The following is a 20,154-nucleotide window of genomic DNA, read 5'->3' as shown; positions in this document are numbered from 1 at the left end:
TCCTATTATTTCGTTATAATTAATGTGCCACATTTATCTGCAATTGGTATTTTAATTAATGACCCATGTTCATTTTCATAATCTTTGACTGCTTTTCGAACTCCCTTTAACCTTTGCTCATTATAATCATGAATAAAAATAAATCCACCTTTTACAAGCCTTGGATAGAAATATTTAATAGAGGCATAAATTGAATTTTCAAAATCAACATCTATTGACACAAATTTAAATTTAGTATCGATTCCTTCCGCAGACATTGGGAAAAAGCCTTTTTTAATAATACAATTTTCTCTATAAGGAAGTTTTTTCAGTACCTGTTCCACAGTCGTCTGTTTAAATGTCTCTATGAACGTTTCATCACAATTTCCTTTATATAATTCCTTATTGGCTTCTTTCGCATCAAATCCTTCAAAAGTATCAAATAGATACAAGGTATCTGATGGAAACTTTCGATTGATAATACTTGCAAAATATCCTTTGAAAACACCTACTTCTGCAATATCACCCTCATATTTTTGAATTTGATCTGCTATAAGTTCAAAAGTTCTATAACGAAAATAGTCATAATAATATATAGGATAGGAATCAGTAGCAATTTGTTTTCCTTCATCAATTCCCATACGAATATCTGATTCTAATAACGTCTCGTCTCTATATTTCGGAGCAATATCTGTTAATGCATCAACATTTCTATAAAATGACTCCACATCTTTAGTATGTTGTAGTGGTCGTAGGAAAATTATCCTATTCATATCAAGCATTTTTTTACACTCATAAAAGATATCATTTGTATAAACACTTGCTATAACTATAAAATCATAGCTGAGATTCTGCTGAATAAATTCAGATGGTTTATAAATCTTCTTCCCATCATAAAATTTTGCCTTTTTAAAGCTATCAATATACGCTATTATTTCTACATCAGGTAACAGCTTCTGTTTAAATTCTTCATAAATAATGCCTATTCCCCAAATTATAATTTTCTTCATATTAGTGTCCTTTCCAGTACATTCTCATACATCTCAATCATACGTTTAAGTTGATTTTGTTTTGTATAAGTCTTTTGTGCATAACACTGTCCAAATTTTGCAATTCTTCTTGAACATTTCACATCAGATATCGCTCTGTATATGCAATCTGCCAAATCCTGTACATTTCCTGTATCATATAGGTATCCTGTTTTTCCATCCTCTATGAGCTCTGTAGTTGCACCTGATGCCGAACCAATCACAAGGCACCCGGCAAGCTGAGCTTCAATTGTAACTCTGCCATAAGGTTCAGCATTACTACACATAAATGAGAAATCAGAATTCTCATACAATCGCTTTACCTCATCACTTTGTCCATAGAATATAATATAATCCTCTAATTGATACAATTTTACCTGTTTTCTTAGTTCCTTAACGTAATGCTCTTCTCCCTTTCCAACAAGCAAAAGCTGGAAATCAGTAAAGTTGTTATTCTTTAAGTAAGCACATGCTTCAATAAGTTCTTTCTGTCCTTTATGGGGAGAAATTGCCCCAACAAGTATCATTTTTACTGTAGCTTCATTTAATATTTCCCTAGGAGCTATATACAATTCATCCGCAAAATTAACTGCATCATAAAGAACCACCGTTTGGTTGCTTGTACCTAATTGCACCTTAGATTTCATATAATTTGAGACAAAAATCACTAAATTTGAATGTTCGATCAGTTGACTAGCTTTCTTGTAACAATAAAAATTATAGCCCTGATCATTCATATCTTCTCTTATATGCCATACAAAAGGAGTACCTAATTGTCTCGCTGCTTTTGCTCCAACATATGTGTAGGATGTATTACAATGCACGAGATTTATGCCATACAGCTGTATCATGTGAACAAGTTTCTGGGATGCTTTTTTATTTCTTAATAATTTATATTTAAAAATACTTTTATAAAAATAATCATGTTCCCGTGAAATTTCATATCCCCAATGCGTTGACAATAAATAAGTATAACAAATCTCAGCTTTTTTTAGCAAGATTTCGCCATTTCCATAACACGGAAGAATTACAATCACCTCAACGCCATATTGTTTTAATGAAATGCATAACTCCACCATACACAAAAATGCACCAGAAGTTATACTGTTATCCGATGCCATAAACATAATTTTTGTTTTTACATTTTTATCTATATTAATTGGGTTTACTTCACAAAAATTTTGAACATATTTTTCACACATATTATTATAAATGTAAAGTGATACCGGAATAATATGCTGAAATCCTTTCATATCCAAGGATTCAAATACTCCTTCATGTAATCCAGGCATAGTTGCAATTATCACTAGTGCATTACTTACATATTGTAGAACTTCTTCAATAGTATATACTTTTATTCCACACAGTATTTTAGTATGGTTAGGTTGGTCGTTACCTACAGCAATAATTAGCTTTTCCTCTTCTATTTTATTTGCCAACAACCGCTTTACCGTTAATGAGCCTACCAATCCAGCACCATAGACAATAACAAAGGGATATTTACGAACAGTATTTATTAATCCATTTTCATTTTTAACAAATCTATTGAAATATAAATGTGCCAAATTATCCACACTCCTTAATAATAGTTTCAAGTGAAATTATATTTTTAACCCCCTTTTCACTTAATAGTTCAACAATTTCTGCATAATAAAAAGTTGATGTAACCACAATTGCATCCACATTCGGTAGTTGTTCATCAGGAAGATATACAGGAATATCTGCGTGTAATTTATCTCTTTGCTGATCCACTATATAGCTAACTTTTATCTGACTTTCTAAAACTTCTTTAAGAAAATGTCTACCCATAGTACCTAATCCATATATGCCAATGTTATTAAATCCTGCATTTTCAAGAAATTCTGTGAGATAAATCCTACTTTCACGCAATTTCATCCAATCATCCAGAAGATTTAAATAATGCTCAAATTTATCACTTCTTTCCTGAATCCTGAAAAACTCTTTTTTATCATAGGTTTCAGTATCGTATATGTTTTTTTTGTAATCAACTACTCTATGCTCATAATTTTTCTTAGCATATGGAATAGCCTCTAAATATTCATATTCATGTTTTTGATCTGGCTCTAAATACATGCCTTCACCCCATTCATTCCAAGCATTTAAGAACACTAATTCATTGCCCCACGCTGTATTTTGAGCCATTAACTCTGTTAAATAGTGTGCGAATTTTTGAGGTGTTGTACCTGTTATAACAGTACCTTCTACCCCTCTTCTTGGAGTATCATCATATCCTACAAATGCTCCTAAATAAGTTTTAAGAGTTGGTTTTCTAGTATTTAATATCTTATTCCAAATTGTTTCATAGTCTATTTCATATACTGAATTACCACTTTGTTGCTTAAATAATTCTTTGCTTCTCCCTGGTTCCATATATAATGTAGCATCAACAACTTTTTCAGCTGGCCCATTGCAATTTGCTCCTACAATATATATTCCTGGAAAGCCTGCCTCTTTAGATAATTTCCTCCAAAATTCAATCATTTCTTTTATACAAGAAATAAGTGAGGACTGATAAATAAGAAACAATGGCTTTCCATCTACTTTTATATATCTTTCATCTTGGAAAAATGGAAGTAAATATTCAAAGTGCTTCTTCCAATCCTCTTCTGTTCCATATTTTTGTTCAAGCAATATCCCATTTTCTATTTTTATTTCTTTGCATTCAAATGTATTTGCCCATACATTCTTTTCGCGTATATTACTCCACGACCTTGCCCAAGTTTCATTTGCCCACGAAAAGCAAAATGGCATATCTATATCTTTCCACTTTAAGAGATTCTCAGCTGGTTTTTCAAGAATTTGCCTACCATTCTTGAACCAGTAATGATACATGCAAATACCATCAACTTCATATTGCTTCATGAGTTCAGCTTGCCATTTCATAGTTTCCTTATCCAGCAGATTATAATAATTTTGATCAAGTGGAACTTTGGGTTGATTATGTTCTTTAAATAGCGGTTTTGAACCTTTTACGGTAGTCCACTCAGTAAACCCTTCACCCCACCAAAGGTTGTTTTCTTCTACATTATGAAATTGTGGAAGGTACATTGCTAATATTTGCACTTAAGTTTCCTCCATATTATAAAGTTCTTAATGATTCATTTACTAAAGAATCTTTTTATTATTTATCTTCCTACGATTTAATTCGTCCTGAATTTCCTTTCTAATCACATCATTCTCTACTGCTATGAAAATATAATCATAATCCATATCTAAAATCTTGTCTGCCGATAAAATAGTTTCACAATATATATTAGGAATAAATTTATAATTCTGATCAACCCACCCTACTATATTACAATATTTCGAGTAATTTTTATAAGCTACTCTCCCTAAATTTCCTGCACCATAAATAACAATATTTTTTTCATTGAGTGTTGGAAATTGTCTGTCATAAACTTTATTATTTTCCAAAACAATGATTCCACACCCTAAAAACAGCGGTATATAATAATCATAAAATGTATTTTCATTCCACTTTATCAATTTATCTGATTCTATAATTAAATCCTGATTCTTTTGAACGAAGTCATAATGGCCGTGCCAACCACGTTCTTTACGTTCTTTTTCAAATCGGGGTCTTCTATCCATAAACACTTTCTTTTGAGCATGTTTTAGACTTCTAAATGGATAATGGCGGTTTAATATTTTCAAAGGATATAACTTCGGATTAGGAACCTTTGCAATATGACCTCCAGAATCCTTTATATTAATATATTCTGTTTTTTTCCATGATTTTGTCTGCATAAAATGAGTTTCTTTATGTCCAAAATCAAAATATACATCTTTCATAAAAATATTTTCATCATTATTGTTTTCAGTTAATTTAAAGTCAATTACTGTGTTCTCAATCAAATTGTATCCTAATGTATCAATCCAATATATTGCCTGTAGTAATGTTACATTTCTCCAAGGGCTGATTCTCATTTCATCAGCGTCATAATGAATAAACCAATCATATGGCATATTTTTACTAATATCTTCTGTCCTTTTTAATTGATGATACCATTCATAATATTGTGTTTGTCCATCTTCCGGAAATCTTTCCAAATAAACTCTTTGTGGAAATCTATCGTAAATATTTTGGGCTATCTCAAATGTTCCATCATCTGACCAATTATCTACCAAGTAAATGTCCAATCCCTGTTCCAAAATGTATGTCATTGTCTTTGAAATAATATCTGCCTCATTATAAGTGTGAATAATTGCTAACACCTTAAAATCTACAGCTACCTCCAATTTTCCAGGATATTCAAATATTTTTCCAAAGAGGTATATTTGACCATTCAGGGGCGAAATCTTCTCTAAATTATATGCTTGTTCTAATATTTTATCATTTTTATCCTTGTTATCGTTATCAGAAATATATAGTAAGATTTCTACTTGATATTTATTTTTTTTAAGCCAAGGAATGATTTTTATCAGACTTTCCGTAGATTCAATATTTATATATATAAGTCCTTCATAAACTTTATACTGAACATCTGCTAGGTATATTTTCTCAACTTCATCATACAATCCGTCTAAATTTTCTTTTACTTCACTATAAATATATAATTTTTTTAACTGCATACAATTTAAGATACGATTTAGCATATCTACTATGATTTTACTGTTTTCACAAAATATTTGATTCATATAATTTAATTAGCCTTTCTAACTAAATTTAATAGTTTGATTAATGGCAATTTTACGATAATTTTGAAGATAATTTTCCTTATCATTTATTCCAAAAACAGAATTAGCAAAATTTCTTTCCATTTCATTATATATCGGAATGTTATCTAAATGAATGCCTACACTTTTAAGAAATTCACCTAATGACAATTTGCTTCTTAAATACACCATATATTTCGAGTATAATTGGGTTGCATTTCTCCATAATACGTAGTCATATGGTATCGAAAAATCATATATCCACTCATAATCAAAACAATACAATTGGCTATCTTTTGTTAGACGTAAATTAGAGAAAATCAAATCTATATTAGTTATTTTTAGCGAAACTTCATTTAAAGGTGCGTTATTTCCAAATATAGATATAAACTGATCTGACATAGAAAATGGTACCAAATCTTCATTTAAAGGTCTTAAATAAGTATCAATAAAATAACAATATTTTTGCACAAATAAATCAGCATCATTTCTATATTCATAAAAAAGAGTATCTAAATCTATTCCTTCAATATATTGTGTAATATATTCATCATCTTCAAGCTTACCTTCAATATATTTTAATGCTGGCAAACATCCAATCCATATCTTCTCATTATTTTTTAATTGTATAATATGTTTCTTTGAAGGTTCATTTAATGCTTTTTTTCTAATGAATATACGCTCATTTTCTTCATATATTTCTGTCTTTATTCTCAAGTTTTCCTTACGGCACCTATTATATTTTTGGAAATAATTTTTAGTATTCTTTTCTCCAGTAATGATTAAAAAGGAATTCGAAAAATATGGATACATAGAATCTTGACAGATTTGATCTGATGCAGTAGCATCATAAAAATTGTACATTCTACACGCATTATAATCTTTTCTATAATTACGTTCAGCTCCTGGTTTAGGTAGTATTTCATCTGAATATACTACGTCCGGAAGTTTATAGTCTGGTACTGGATAATAAAAAGCGTAATTATTTATATCTAACTGCTTAAATATTTTTTCTATCTCTGGCTTTGAAAAAGTTCTTACATGTTTATCATCTACGTAATCATTTAAGCTACTATACAAATTACTGGTATGATCTTCAAGAGCTCCATTCCAATATTTTAAACCCATTTTATTTTCAATTGCTATAATAATCTTTCCATCTTTTTTTAAAAATTTCTTAACTATTTCTAGCATTCTTAAATAAGGATTTTCGTCATTAACGTACAATCCTGCATATTCCCATACTCCTATTAATGTAATATAATCATACTTATCTTTAATTATTATATCTTGAAAATTACCCAGCATGATGGTTATATTTTCACAATCTTGATTACGGTAAGCGTTAATCAACGATCTTTTTTCGGATAATTCAATGCATGTAACATCCTTTGATTTTCTGCTTAATAAACCTGTAAGCGCTCCACACCCTGACCCAATTTCTAATGTTTTTGCATTTTCGCAAAAAGGGTACCATTCTAAAATATTTTCTCTAATATCAGATAGATGGTATAGTATAGGCCATTCATTACTAGAATACAATATGTCCTTTTCTTTTCCAGTTTTCACAATATCTAAAATATTATCCTCTATTATTCCATCAGAATATAAATCCTGTCCTTTATAATAAGTATAATCCAAAATGACATTTCCAATTTTTTTTTGCATATTTTTCCCATCCATTTCTATACTTAAATAATCAATGATAATTAATTATGATATAAATTATATTTAAAATTTGATTGTTAAGATTTTGACTCTACTGTAGTAATAAATTCATCCATAAATTTATTATATCTTTGAACAAACATGGAATCCGAAAAACATTGCTTATATATTCTATTGTTTTCGATCCCATGGTACGAATAATTATCGATATAGTTGCAAACCGTATCCCAATCTATATTATCATTTATCATCATGATATTATCCTCAATATTATATTCACAATTTCCTGGTATATCAGATAAAATCACAGCTTTATTACAATACATTGCCTCTAATGTAGAAAAATCAAATATACTTACTCTATGCAGCATAAGATAAATATTACTTATATTCATTAGGTAAAAAATTTGGGCATGTGATATTTTATAATCTATATTTATATATTCTATATCACCGTTCTCTTGAAGCTGCTTCATCCTATCACTTACTTCTTTCTTAAGTACACCATCCGCCACAACTATCCATCTAACTTTTTTCCCCGTATATTGTATGTAATGTTCGATGAATTCAGGAATACGGTCCATACCTTTCAATAAAGTGAATTGCCCTATGCTTAAAAATGTTATTTTAGATTCATCTTTTTCTATATTATATACTTTTTTCTCCTCTGGAAAATCATAAATAGTATTATACAAAGGTAATCCACTATTATAGTGCACAACTTTATTAAGACTCTGCTCAAAATACCACTTTGCACCATTACTTGGAAATGATACATTACAAGCATCCTTTATAGTTACGTATTCAATTTTATGTATCATTGCTTTTTCTCTATCTGTAAGTTTACGCCCCCACAAAGACCATTCTTGAACAATATCACCTTGTCCATGGAAAATAAAACTATATTTTTTTCCTAAAATATACAAAGCAAATGCAGAAAACAAATCATTCACAATATAAATTGTATTACATTCATTCTTTACAATTGTATGAACTGCATCTAAAGTTCCGATTATATACCAATATTTATTAAATATCATATCCATATCCGTACTATACTGATAATAAGGATATTCTACAAGCATATCCTTATATTTATCACCCAAATATTTTTTCTGCATACATATTGCGCCAATAGATCCACCGCTAGACTTATTTTCAACATCCTTCGAAAATCCACTTGCCAAAAAGCAAATTTTCTCAACTTTATTAATTATTTCTGTTTTATTTCTTTTACGGTATACAGTTTTTAAATATGCGCCCGTATAAGATATACATGTATCATCAAACCAGCTAGATTGCATATCAACCAAAATGATTCTATCATCCTTTACCCCATTATCTTTTAGGCACATAACAGCAGATTGTAGTTTAGACATATTATTGTCAATGAACCCAATTAAATAGATTGCATTTTCTTCTGATAATGTTTTTTTAACTGAATAAATTGGAACCGTGGCATTATCATTTTGTTTATCTGGATTATTATCACAAAAAATATAACTATTTATCTTTTTCACATTTTTTAAAAAATAGGTAATCGCTATACCTGCACATCCAGCTCCAAAAATAATAAAGTCTTGTGAATGTTGTGTTTTGAAATTATTTAAATCGATTATTTTTATGTCAACATTATTTGTGTTATTCAATTCGTTAAACATGTATACCTCCGCTTTGTTTAATTATTGATTTAGCAAGGTTATAAATATATTTTTTCCAATATTATTCTCTATATCAACATTGATATTCTTATTCAGATTTTCATTTATACAAACAATATTTATAAACTTTTCCAGATTTTCAAATCTATTTTCTTTTTCTATAATCAAAGTGTGTTCATCAAGTTCTAATGTTGAATTAATACTATTAAGAACTTCTATTTTCTTTTGTTCCAGTTTTCCATTCTCCTTGATTACATATAACTTACCTGTCTTGGATGAAATAAATAGTAGTTCATTTCCATAACTCCAAATATTAGAATATCTCATATATCGATCCAGTGTATGTCCATAATCTATACTTTCTTCTTTTGGTAAAATATTCTTCATATGTCCTTCCCTATCTATAGAAAGAAGCATATTAGCATCTCTAGGAAGCAAGTACAAGATTCCTTTATCCATATATATTTTATAAAAGCTCAATTCTCCAGATTGATACCCTTCTGGGAAATCACTATATATATAATTCTGTTTTTTAATTCTATCCCAATATATAATTGAATTCGCTTTATGTGGTATAATCCAGATGCCTTGACTATCCCCGATAACACCTGCTCCACCTAATTGTAGTAAATCATTCTGATATATTTGTTTTTCACCCGTTATTAGATTAATACGAATAACTTTATTTTCTTCAAGCTTTGTAAAAATAACCCAATCACCTTCATCAAAACCCCCCCCCCATGCAAAACTATGTGTTGTTTGCGTAATTGGAGGCCCTGATGCTAATGATTCTTTTAAAGTATGTATAATTTCCTTATCCATATCTATATATATCAACTTATCTAAAGAACAAGGTATTAAATAAAGTCTATTTTCTCTAATTACTCCTTTTAAGAAAATCATACCACGATAAATTTCTTCTGCCGGAAATTCAATATATCTAAATTCATTACTTTTTATATCATAAACCGCAATTTTTTTAGCACTCCAAGGCATTGCAAATATCTTATCCTTATAAATATATATTTTCCCATACTGTTGAATAGTTTCTTGCTGTTCACAGGGTATTCTCGTTATCAAGGATGCCTTTAAAGAATTTTTAGTCATCCTATACAGTCCATTATCTTTCAAAGCAAGAAACCACCACTCCCCCTGATAATCGATAATGTTATCCATAGCTAATGAGTAATTGTTCTCTTCCAATGAATATACATTTTGTAACATTAACGGTTTGCCAGTCTTTTCATAAAGCTGAACTACCGAGCTGGAATCTCCATAATACGCATCGCTAATTATAATAGCACGGTCTATATCTGCTGAATCATCATATATGCCCCAGCCTTCTTTTCGATACTGTTCTACCAGTCCCTGATATTCTCTACGAAGTTGTGGTCTCATGGATTCTATCGTTACCTTTATTAGTGGATGTGGACGCCATAATAATATAACTTCATCACGATTCTTTTTTAAAATTCTAAATACTTCTTCTATTTTCTCAATCATCTTTTCATTATACTGCAATAATGCACTGATACTAGTATTGTAAAAAATTATTTTCTTCCAACTTCCATCTGGTTTTTGTATGAGGTTCAACCATTCACTTGGTATTTGTAGATTCTCTTTTTTTGTATTATATATTTTTTCAACTTTGGGGGAGCCAAGACCTAATATTTTATTTTTCCAGTAATCTCTGGTATCTTTCCCGGTAAGCTTTGTCATTATATTAATATAAATCTGCCGCATATTCTTTGACTGAACAACGACTTTGTCTGCATTAACAATAGCAGGTAATGTGCAGAAATGCTCAATCTTATTCACGTCATTCTGATTATCTGGCAATATTTCATCTAAAATAAAGTACGGTATATATATAAGGCTATCCGTAAACTGTTTTATATTTTTTGAATAAAAGTACGGATGAATACTTGTTACATAATTACATTCATCATAGGGATTGTGTATGAATATCATATCTGGAAGACGCTCTTTAAAGTTATAAGTGTCATATCTTGTAATTGGTACATAATCCGGAAACTGATCTCCCTCCCAATATTCTTGTTTTAAGTCCCCACTTGGATTTTTGTCATAATAAGGAATAGGAATAACAAAAGCATCACAGTTATCTTCTACATCAGCTGCTTTCCATACACTTTCCAAGGAATCCCACATAGATGCTTTGTATGGAAGAAATACAACTTCAAAGCGCTGTTTAATGTCATTCTTAATACTGTTTTCAATTTGTATAAGTTGTATATGTAGTATCTTATATGACTTACCACAATTTTCATTGTGCATTATTTTTTCATGTATCTGATATATAATTTCACAATATTCTTCTAATAACCCTATTGTAACAAAGCCCTTCCCTTCTTCTTCCTCTATTCGGCTTCCGAGTTGTATTGCGCCTTGCTGGCAAAGTTCCAATAACTCCATTGCCTGAGCAGTTTCTTTTTTATCTATCATAAATTTTATATTATTATGTAATTGATAAAGTGTCTGAATAAGATCCAATGCCATCTCTTTCTGTACTTTTCTCATTCTGTGCCTTTACCTCCACTATAAGTTAGCAATTTTTCATTCAAGACATTTGTCTTAAGTGAAATTTATCTGTTATCTATTTTATAAACTTTATATACTGGCAAAAGTCCTCATCATATTTAAATTATCTTGAATATAGAATTAAAGATATAATGAAATTTAGTAAGTGCTTATTTCATTTTACTTTTAGATAAACTAACCTATTGGCTTTTATCCTAATTTAATTATATCATATATTATAAAAGTATACCAATATACTCAAACTCAACTCTTCATATAATCAACTTATTTTATAAAGTTAATAAATATTTAGTATCGATACCTCTCTACAATTATTCTATAGTATACTTTCAAAATAATAATTTGCCAGCATATAATCTTCCTTCGTTGTTATCTTGATATTACTTTGATCGCCCTTAATCATATGAACCGAAACACCCTGTACTGTACAAATTTGGGCAGTTCCTGTGTTTTGCTCACGCTGTTCTTTGGTAAGTTTGAAAATACAATCTCGAATCAACGCAACATCAAATGCTTCAGGTGTCTGCCCATGATATAAATTATTTCTTTGAGGTATGGATTCAATAACCTGTCCATTCTCAGACCAAAATAGTGTATCAATCACAGGTACTGAAGGACTAACCGCATGATAGATCCTTACATTTTCAATAAGTGTATCTATCAACTTTTTGTTTATAAAGGGCCTTACCGCGTCGTGCAAAAGAATAATATTTTCATCCTCATCTATATACTTCTCATGCAGATAATTTACTGCATTCTCAATGCTGTCTATTCTAGAAGTTCCACCGTCAATTATATCAGTTATGGAATACCAGCTTTTTGTCTTAATAAAATTAATAAGATATTGTCTCCACTCTGGATGAATCACAATAAGAACTTTATCAATACTATTACATAACAATAATGCATCAACAGTTCGATTAATAATCGGTTCACCATTCATTTCCAGAAATTGCTTAGGAACACTAGAATTCCCCATTCGGGTTCCTAATCCACCTGAAAGTATTGCCGTTGTAATCATATTTTTACCTTTCTCATTTTGAATCATTTAATCATAAATCAATATTTTTAATATTATAGATTTTCCGAGTCATCAAAGATTTCTCCTGCCAGTTTATATGACAATTTTCTAACACAATTATACTCTTATGCAATATATTCTACAAATGACTTTGTTTTCCAATCATATACGTTTAAAGTATCTATATTATTGTATCGGCAAATTTACTAATTAAAATAATGTAGCAAATCCCTATATTTATTGTTTTATAATTAATTCCCATGGTTTTTTATCATTTAATTTCATAATTGTAATGCACTGCTCGTTAATATTCTTTAAGATGAAAGGATTATTATAACCTCCACGAACCACTTTCCCTTTTAATTTTTGAAGGTCAATGAGCAATGGTAACATTTCTTTATTTTTTAATTCACTTTCCAGACAATTAACAATTCCACACAGATATAGATTAATAAGCATTGCCTCACAGCCAACCCTAATACTATCATAATCAGAGAGGGCACTAAGCCTTTCTGAAATTGCCTCCATCGCCTTATAAACTGTACAATAATTGTTATATTTCGTCATTTTTTCCATAATACTTTCCATATTACACGTATGCTTATATAAAGGTTCTTTCACACATTCTAGTGAGTCTGCCACCGCATAGACAAAAAGGATAAAGTCTGTATCCTCCATCGCTACATTCTCCCTAAATCTTAGGCTATATCTTTCCAGTAATTCGCGTTTAAATATTTTACACCAGATATATCCTTCCTTTGAGATTAATCTATTTCTTTTTTTATCATCAAGTGTTCCTGTGTATTCATCTGGAATAGGCATAATGACTGTCTGCATTTCTTCACTAATAAATCCACAGTCTACAATATCGGTTCCTGTATTTTCTGCCACAGCCAAAAGCTTTTCATACATGGTTATATCTGCCAAGTCATCGCTGTCTACAAATCCAATATACTTTCCACTAGCATGTTCCAGGCCCACATTTCTGGCACCTCCCGGTCCACTATTGATTTCTGTACGGTAGACTTTCACAATATCTGGAAACTGCAACTTAATTTGTTGCAGTATTTCATAACAATTGTCTTGTGAACAATCATCAATAAAAATAATTTCTATGTCTTTCAATGTCTGATTTACCAGATTAATTGCACAATTAATTATGGTCTTTTCTGCATTGTACACAGGAACTATTATAGTGACTTTAATATTTCTATCAACCTCCATTTGCCCTCTTTTCTACAGATTTCTTTTTAATTAGATTCCAATATAAACCTCAGATTACTATTGCAATAATCTGCCCGGCATATTCACGATCCAGACATTCACCTACATTTGTGCCTTTCCCGTCCTTAGCTTCATTTACATATTTATTGGGAATGGATACTTTTTGCTGTGCATTCATTAAGAACCACTCATATTCAATATCAATATGCCCAATATCAATTGCCTGATAACCCGCTTTTGATAAATCGTAGGCTAGCACCGTTGCTGTAGGTCCTAAAGCAAGAATTATCAACGTATTGGTGGGCAATTTACATGCTTCTTTTAATATATCATTATATTTATCATATGCATTTTCTGCCGGTGCTAATATGCGTCTAATGTTTATAGCATTATCAAATAAGTCATTGCCTATGCCCATACGGGTTTTTTCACCTTCTATTATTACAACTTCTCTCAGATTCCAGATTCTCTTTATATCAGAAAAGCGTTTTTCGGCAAGGTTACGATCCATATTATTTATATAAAATCTGGATACAAATGAATTTCCATATTTTTTCCCCATATCTAGCATTATATATTCCTGTTTACGGTTATAATTTAGATATTGCCTGTAATAGTCACATACATAAGATTTTACATTTGTAAACATACCATAAATATCATGAATTGCAACCATATGATTATCCAGATTACTTTTTACAATCATACGTAATTTTTCAGCCAATTCTGGTATAGCATTCTGAAACAAAGGTCCGTTTATATCAAACATCATACGAAATTCTCCGTCTCCAAATCGACTTACAGACAGTTTATTAGAAACTATAGCCTCAACAGTCTCTTCAATGCTCATAACCTTAGGATACTTTAAAGAACTGTCATTACCGATTTCATAAGGTAAATTTGCCGAATGACATTCAAAATACTCGAGTTGCTTTTTCAAATCGCTCGCTCTTTGGTTTAATTGAATATTTAAAATCCAATCAGTTCGAAAAAGAATCCGTTGCTCCTCACTACCAATATAATTAAAATCCAATAATTTTATTATTTTTGGATTTTGATTATGTTTTCTAAGATGTTCGACTAATATATCATATGGAAAAATATATCCCACTACAATAATATAATCCATTTCTATTTCTGTCAAAAATTCCGAAGATGAAATATTAACATGACTGTATTCTGGATCTGCTTTTAAGTAAGCATCAGTCACCACGCCAACTAGATTAACATTATGATAATTCAATCCCACAATCATATTTTTCGCGAATTCATTATTATGAACTATGACAACTTTAATTTTTTCTTCATACCTATAGTTTAAGCGCCGTATAAATTGTTCTTTTTTTTCATTTAAGTACTGCAAAAAATAATCTAAATCAGAAAGGTTATTATCTAATATATAGCTGATATCCAATAACGCATCTTTCACTTCATTAATTTCATTTTTTAAACCTGTATTATTTATTATTTTTTCATTAAAACAAATTTTCTTTTCTAATTTATCAGCATAAATAAGGGCTTCATAAATTTGACTTTCATATTTCTTAACTATATTATTATTTATTAAGTCATTGATAGATGCAACTTTGTTACATTTATCTAAAACAGAACAAAAATCATTTGCTTCATCAATTATTTCATGGTAGGTTTGCAAATCCAACGAAGCAAGATATCTTCTCCCAAAATGCAAAATTCCTTTGACCACAGCTTGTCCCTCTCCAAGATAGAAATATTCCATCTGGCTCAGATATTTTGGTTTTGCCCCTTTTAAATTACCATAGAAAATAATTTGTGTCTCTTTTGTAAAGTTCCACGCATAATTTTCAATAAATTTTTCAATTTCATCCGGAGAATTACATTTACATAACATAATATCTGTATCTGATATATCTTTATTTAATTTCACACTTTGTATGTATTGATTATCCTTTCTATACTTAGCAGAAAGGAATTTATATACTTCATCAAAGCAAGCATCTCCATAATGAGATATTTGTTTATCATAATATTGTTTTGATAAAATGTTGCAAAGTAATGCAGAAGTTACTATCACCAATGATTTTTGAGTATCCGTAAATGTTGAATTCATAATTACATCAAGTAAATTATCAAAAATTAATTTTTGCTCTTCTATAGAAAATGGTGTGAAATTATCATAATAAGATTCGAAATCACATAGAATCTGCTCGTTTACATTTGCATAGTCCACCAACATAAACTTATTTCCATTAAATCCAGCCACAATGTTGTCTTCCATATATTTTTCTCCTATTTTTTTCTTTTTTATTTTCCTGGATCCTTTTACTTATGACCTCATTTTAAGTAATTCCAATAACTTCTTAACCCCCATTTTATAATCGAAAAACCGGCTCACATATTGTTGAATCTCGTAGCTTGCATCTTTCATGCAATTTTCATCAGAACAAACTTTAACCAAACAATCTGCTAAGGCTTGTATGTTATCTATCGGGAATTTAATTCCGCAACTTCCATTATTAATTGCATCATTAGAAGCTTCAATATCACTTGTTATTATATAACACCCACTTTGTGCCGCTTCAGCCCATACATTAGGCATTCCACCTTCATATCTTGAAGTTATTACAAATATTTTTGCTTTTTTATACTCATTATACAATAACTCTTTATCCAGGATTTTTCCTGTAAATATAACTCGATTGCGTAAATGTGGATATTTATCAAAATACTCTGTAAGGTATGGCTGAAAAGAATCTTCAACACTTCCCACTAACCTTAATTCCCAACTTGGAATCTGATTCGCACATCTTGCAAATCCTTCCAGGAGAATTTCATTTGCTTTTTGAGGTGTGCCAATCCTTCCAACCGTAATAATATGATTTTCCTTCTGTCCATATTCGATTTCACTATTAATATTGTTATGTATAAATCCATTCGGTAGATAATCAATGCGATAAGGCCACTTTATTGATAGATATTTCTTTAATCTGTGAGATTCGCAAGTAATAATATCAGAATTTTCTAATATATTTCTGTATACTGAATCTTGAAAATCAATACGATTGACCCAATAAATATTCGCATCTAATTTCAATATAACCTTTCCATGAGGCTTATATTTTTTAAATGTTTGTATCATTGAAGAATATGTAGTATAAATTCCAAAGCAAAACATAATATCTATTTTCTCATAATTATCTTTGATATATTCGCAACACAAATTTTCCCACGCTTGAAGATCTGGTTGATCTGGTAAAATATCAAATTCTAATCCTGAAACAAGCTTTTGATAGATATATTCTTCCCTCTTAGCTGTCACAATTACTGCTCGGTATCCAAAAATTTGATGAAACACATATGGAACTAAACAGGGGTCTTTCATTATTTGTTCATTTCGATATGCAATATATGGACAAAAATTATATATGCCTAGCCGATTATTGTATTGTAACTTTTCCATACTCAAGAATTCCCTTCCGAACTAATTTTAATATAATTTATATCACTCACTTTTTATCATGCATCATTTATTCTTTGAATCAAAAAACGTAAGTCTTTCTAACGCTTTTTCATAACTACCACATTTCTTATAATACATAATTGCGTCATCCTTATATTCAAGACACTCCAAAATTACACCTATATTATACCAAGCCAAATAAGAATTCACTCCAATCACCCTGCTATATTTACATCTTATTGCCTTTTCAAACTCTTCAATTGCCTTTTCAAACATCTCATTATTCATATAAATAAGACCCATAAGAAACTGGAAATCTGCAGTATTTCCAAACTGATCATATATATTTTCAAACTGAAGGGCCGTTTTATACTGCTTTGTATTAATGAGTGAATACCCATAGGTTTCTACCATATCAATTACATACTCAAGTTCAGGATTAATATCATATTCAAGACCTTTAGAAAAATATTCACAAGCTTTCTGATAATTTGAAATCATATAATAGCTCTTACCGAGCTGATAAAGAATATATGTATCTTCACTAATTTCTAGTTCCTTATTCAAAAGGTCAATATTTCTCTCCGCCTTACGTAACCTTAATTCTTCGCCGCCATACCCATTATGCAATACTGTTATAGGTAGATTTACTATTTCATAATCTACAACACTATTATTAAATGCATTACATCTGTTACATTGCCTCACAGTGTTTGTATCATTTACGATTGCACCAACCTGCTCATGTATTCTGCCTACATAATGATAATATCTTTTGGAAAACACTCTGTTTATATGATCAACTGCCTCAAATTCCCCTTTTGCTCCGAACTTTTCTTTTATGTTTATTCTTCCTATGACTCTTTTGTTCTGTTCGAATATCTTTTCCACTGTCTCTTTATCAAATTCAACAATAAATTCATCGCTATCTATTACAACAATAATATCTCCCGACGCCTTGCTTATTGAGAAGTTCCTTGCTGCACTGAAATCATCACACCATTCAAAATGATATACTTGATTCGTATATTTTTTTGCTGTAGCGACACTATTGTCTGTTGATCCTGTGTCCACCACTACGATTTCATAATTCAGTTTTGCGAGAGGTCTAAGACATTGCTCAAGATTTTTCTCTTCATTTTTGGTTATTATGCAAATTGATATCATTTTCATTTCATACTCCGTCGCATTATAATACGCTAATATTTAAGGACCTTTTGAGGGTCATATTATTAGTATAATTTGAAATATTAATAATATTTCAAATTATACTAAATTTTACACTAATATGTTCGATAATACAATTATAATATGTGCAGTTCAATTCTTATTAACGCATAAAGATAGATGAGAAATAATTAAGTTTGCACTTTTTATAAATAAAAGAAAATGAAAACTTTTATTTGACTTTAATTTAATGACAAATACTTGTATATGTTATATAATTCATGTAATAATAGATAAATTTTATCCACTAAAAGAAACATCATATATTTGAAAAGGATTTCAAATATAATTTCTATAATATTTAGCAAACAAGGAGGTGACTGTTAATGATTAGTAATGTATATAGATACTATTTATCCCAATATGGAACGCGTGCAAATTCAAGATACTCTACTCATACGCCAAGTGAATTAAAAAAAATATCTGGAAAGATACTGAAAGTTAACAGTCTCACTCCATTTTATAAGCTTGATTTATCAGAGGATGCACAAAAATATGCCATTGATTTGAAAGAAAATGCAGACGAGCTTTCAAAAATCATATACGATCTTTCTTCTTCAAACGATTCCTCTATAATTGATTATGAAAAAATAGCAGACTCCACTGATGAGCAGATAGTATCTGCTCATTATATTGGGAAAGATTCAACTCTTTGCGCAAATCCATTTCAGGTAGAAGTAAAACAATTGGCAGAAGCGCAAATCAATACAGGGAATTTTCTTCCGCAAAAATCCATGCTTGTCTCCACTGGAGCCTATTCATTTGACCTAAATGTTTCTAATTTAACTTACCAGTTTGAATTTAATGTCGAAACAGATGATAATACAAAATCAATTCAAGATAAAATATCAAGACTAATTAATCGTTCAAACTTAGGTTTAACGTCTCACGTAACTACTGACAGCCTAGATAATTCAGCCATTGAAATCAATTCAGAAAGTACTGGGATTTCTAGTTTAAAATCAACTATTTTTTCAATACAGCCCTCAAGCAGTCCTGATTCGGAAGATTCTAGTGATAAGGGTAAAGATGAACCCTCCAGCAATCATATTGTCAGCATACTTGGGCTCAACAGAACAGCGCAATATCCAGCCAATGCTATATTTTCCATTGATGGAGTTGAGCATTCTTCTAATACAAATAACTATATTATCAATAATAATTTTGAACTTAAATTCAGCAAAGTGACAGCCCAAACTCCAGTAACCATCAGTTTTAAAAATGATACTGATGCAATCGTTGAGAGCATTTCTCACCTTGTTGATGGATATAATAAAATCATAAGTGTTACTTCAAATGAGAATAGCTCTAAATTTATAGGAAATGAAAAACTCAAAGGTGAATTTGCTAATATTTCAAATGCATATAACGATATATTAAAAAGAAGTGGAATCGAGCTTAATGATGTTGGAATAATTGAATTGAACAAAGGCACAATTTTAGACTCTGTTAATGATGGAACAATCTCAGATACTTTTGGGAACTTGGGAAAATTCAAAAATGCGCTTCAATACAAGATTGAAAGTATTTCACTGAATCCAATGAACTATGTGAACAATAAGATTGTTTCCTACAAGAATCCGCAAAAACCATCTACAACCCCTTATCATACTTCCCTTTATTCTGGAATGATGTTTAACGGATTAATTTAAGTACCTTCCATTTATACAT

The 20,154-nt window shown here is 30.1% G+C and carries 13 protein-coding genes; 1 reads left to right on the top strand and 12 read right to left on the bottom strand.

Annotated elements, in window-relative coordinates; translation table 11 throughout:
* Positions 1–5: 5 nt before the first annotated feature.
* The 12 genes from BMY18_RS06935 to BMY18_RS06880 form a co-directional block, all read right to left on the bottom strand.
* Entirely contained in the window at positions 6–989 is a 984-nt protein-coding gene (locus BMY18_RS06935) for a TylF/MycF/NovP-related O-methyltransferase (RefSeq protein ID WP_092451957.1), read from the bottom strand.
* Positions 986–2,572 carry a glycosyltransferase family 4 protein gene (locus tag BMY18_RS06930; RefSeq protein WP_092451955.1) on the bottom strand — a complete coding sequence of 529 codons (1,587 nt, stop codon included), beginning with the start codon at positions 2,570–2,572 and terminating at the stop codon, positions 986–988. Before BMY18_RS06930 ends, BMY18_RS06935 begins: the two co-directional genes overlap by 4 nt.
* Before the next feature lies 1 nt (position 2,573).
* Positions 2,574–4,091 (bottom strand): glycoside hydrolase family 99-like domain-containing protein, encoded by a 1,518-nt coding sequence (locus BMY18_RS06925; RefSeq protein WP_092451953.1) that lies wholly within the window; start codon positions 4,089–4,091, stop codon positions 2,574–2,576.
* A gap of 42 nt (positions 4,092–4,133) precedes the next feature.
* Positions 4,134–5,666 (bottom strand): glycosyltransferase family 2 protein, encoded by a 1,533-nt coding sequence (locus BMY18_RS06920; RefSeq protein WP_092451951.1) that lies wholly within the window; start codon positions 5,664–5,666, stop codon positions 4,134–4,136.
* A gap of 18 nt (positions 5,667–5,684) precedes the next feature.
* Positions 5,685–7,352: a class I SAM-dependent methyltransferase gene (locus BMY18_RS06915; protein WP_092451950.1), complete on the bottom strand. Its 1,668-nt coding sequence runs from the start codon at positions 7,350–7,352 to the stop codon at positions 5,685–5,687.
* Positions 7,353–7,429: 77 nt separating this feature from the next.
* Complete coding sequence (locus tag BMY18_RS06910; RefSeq protein WP_092451949.1) at positions 7,430–9,013, bottom strand: glycosyltransferase; 1,584 nt, start codon at positions 9,011–9,013, stop codon at positions 7,430–7,432.
* Positions 9,014–9,034: 21 nt separating this feature from the next.
* A complete protein-coding gene (locus BMY18_RS21620) occupies positions 9,035–11,551 on the bottom strand; it encodes a hypothetical protein (RefSeq protein WP_330385953.1) in 2,517 nt (838 codons plus the stop codon).
* A 337-nt stretch (positions 11,552–11,888) separates the two neighbouring features.
* Complete coding sequence (locus BMY18_RS06900) at positions 11,889–12,593, bottom strand: IspD/TarI family cytidylyltransferase (protein WP_170841327.1); 705 nt, start codon at positions 12,591–12,593, stop codon at positions 11,889–11,891.
* 237 nt (positions 12,594–12,830) lie between these two features.
* Positions 12,831–13,817, bottom strand: a complete 987-nt coding sequence (locus BMY18_RS06895) for a glycosyltransferase family 2 protein (protein WP_092451947.1) — start codon at positions 13,815–13,817, stop codon at positions 12,831–12,833.
* Between the two features lie 49 nt (positions 13,818–13,866).
* Positions 13,867–16,074: an SP_1767 family glycosyltransferase gene (locus BMY18_RS06890; protein WP_092451946.1), complete on the bottom strand. Its 2,208-nt coding sequence runs from the start codon at positions 16,072–16,074 to the stop codon at positions 13,867–13,869.
* A gap of 48 nt (positions 16,075–16,122) precedes the next feature.
* Positions 16,123–17,256, bottom strand: a complete 1,134-nt coding sequence (locus BMY18_RS06885) for a glycosyltransferase family 4 protein (RefSeq protein ID WP_092451945.1) — start codon at positions 17,254–17,256, stop codon at positions 16,123–16,125.
* Positions 17,257–17,319: 63 nt separating this feature from the next.
* A complete protein-coding gene (locus tag BMY18_RS06880) occupies positions 17,320–18,429 on the bottom strand; it encodes a glycosyltransferase (protein WP_242940984.1) in 1,110 nt (369 codons plus the stop codon).
* 380 nt (positions 18,430–18,809) lie between these two features.
* Here BMY18_RS06880 and fliD point away from each other — a divergent pair, with 380 nt between their 5' ends.
* Positions 18,810–20,135 (top strand): flagellar filament capping protein FliD, encoded by a 1,326-nt coding sequence (gene fliD / locus BMY18_RS06875; protein WP_092451944.1) that lies wholly within the window; start codon positions 18,810–18,812, stop codon positions 20,133–20,135.
* Positions 20,136–20,154 lie beyond the last annotated feature (19 nt).

Source organism: [Clostridium] fimetarium (genome assembly GCF_900111235.1).
In the GTDB taxonomy this organism is placed as follows: domain Bacteria; phylum Bacillota; class Clostridia; order Lachnospirales; family Lachnospiraceae; genus Clostridium_N; species Clostridium_N fimetarium.
The sequence above is the reverse complement of the archived record's forward strand: the minus strand, read 5'-3'. Positions and strand labels throughout refer to the sequence as shown.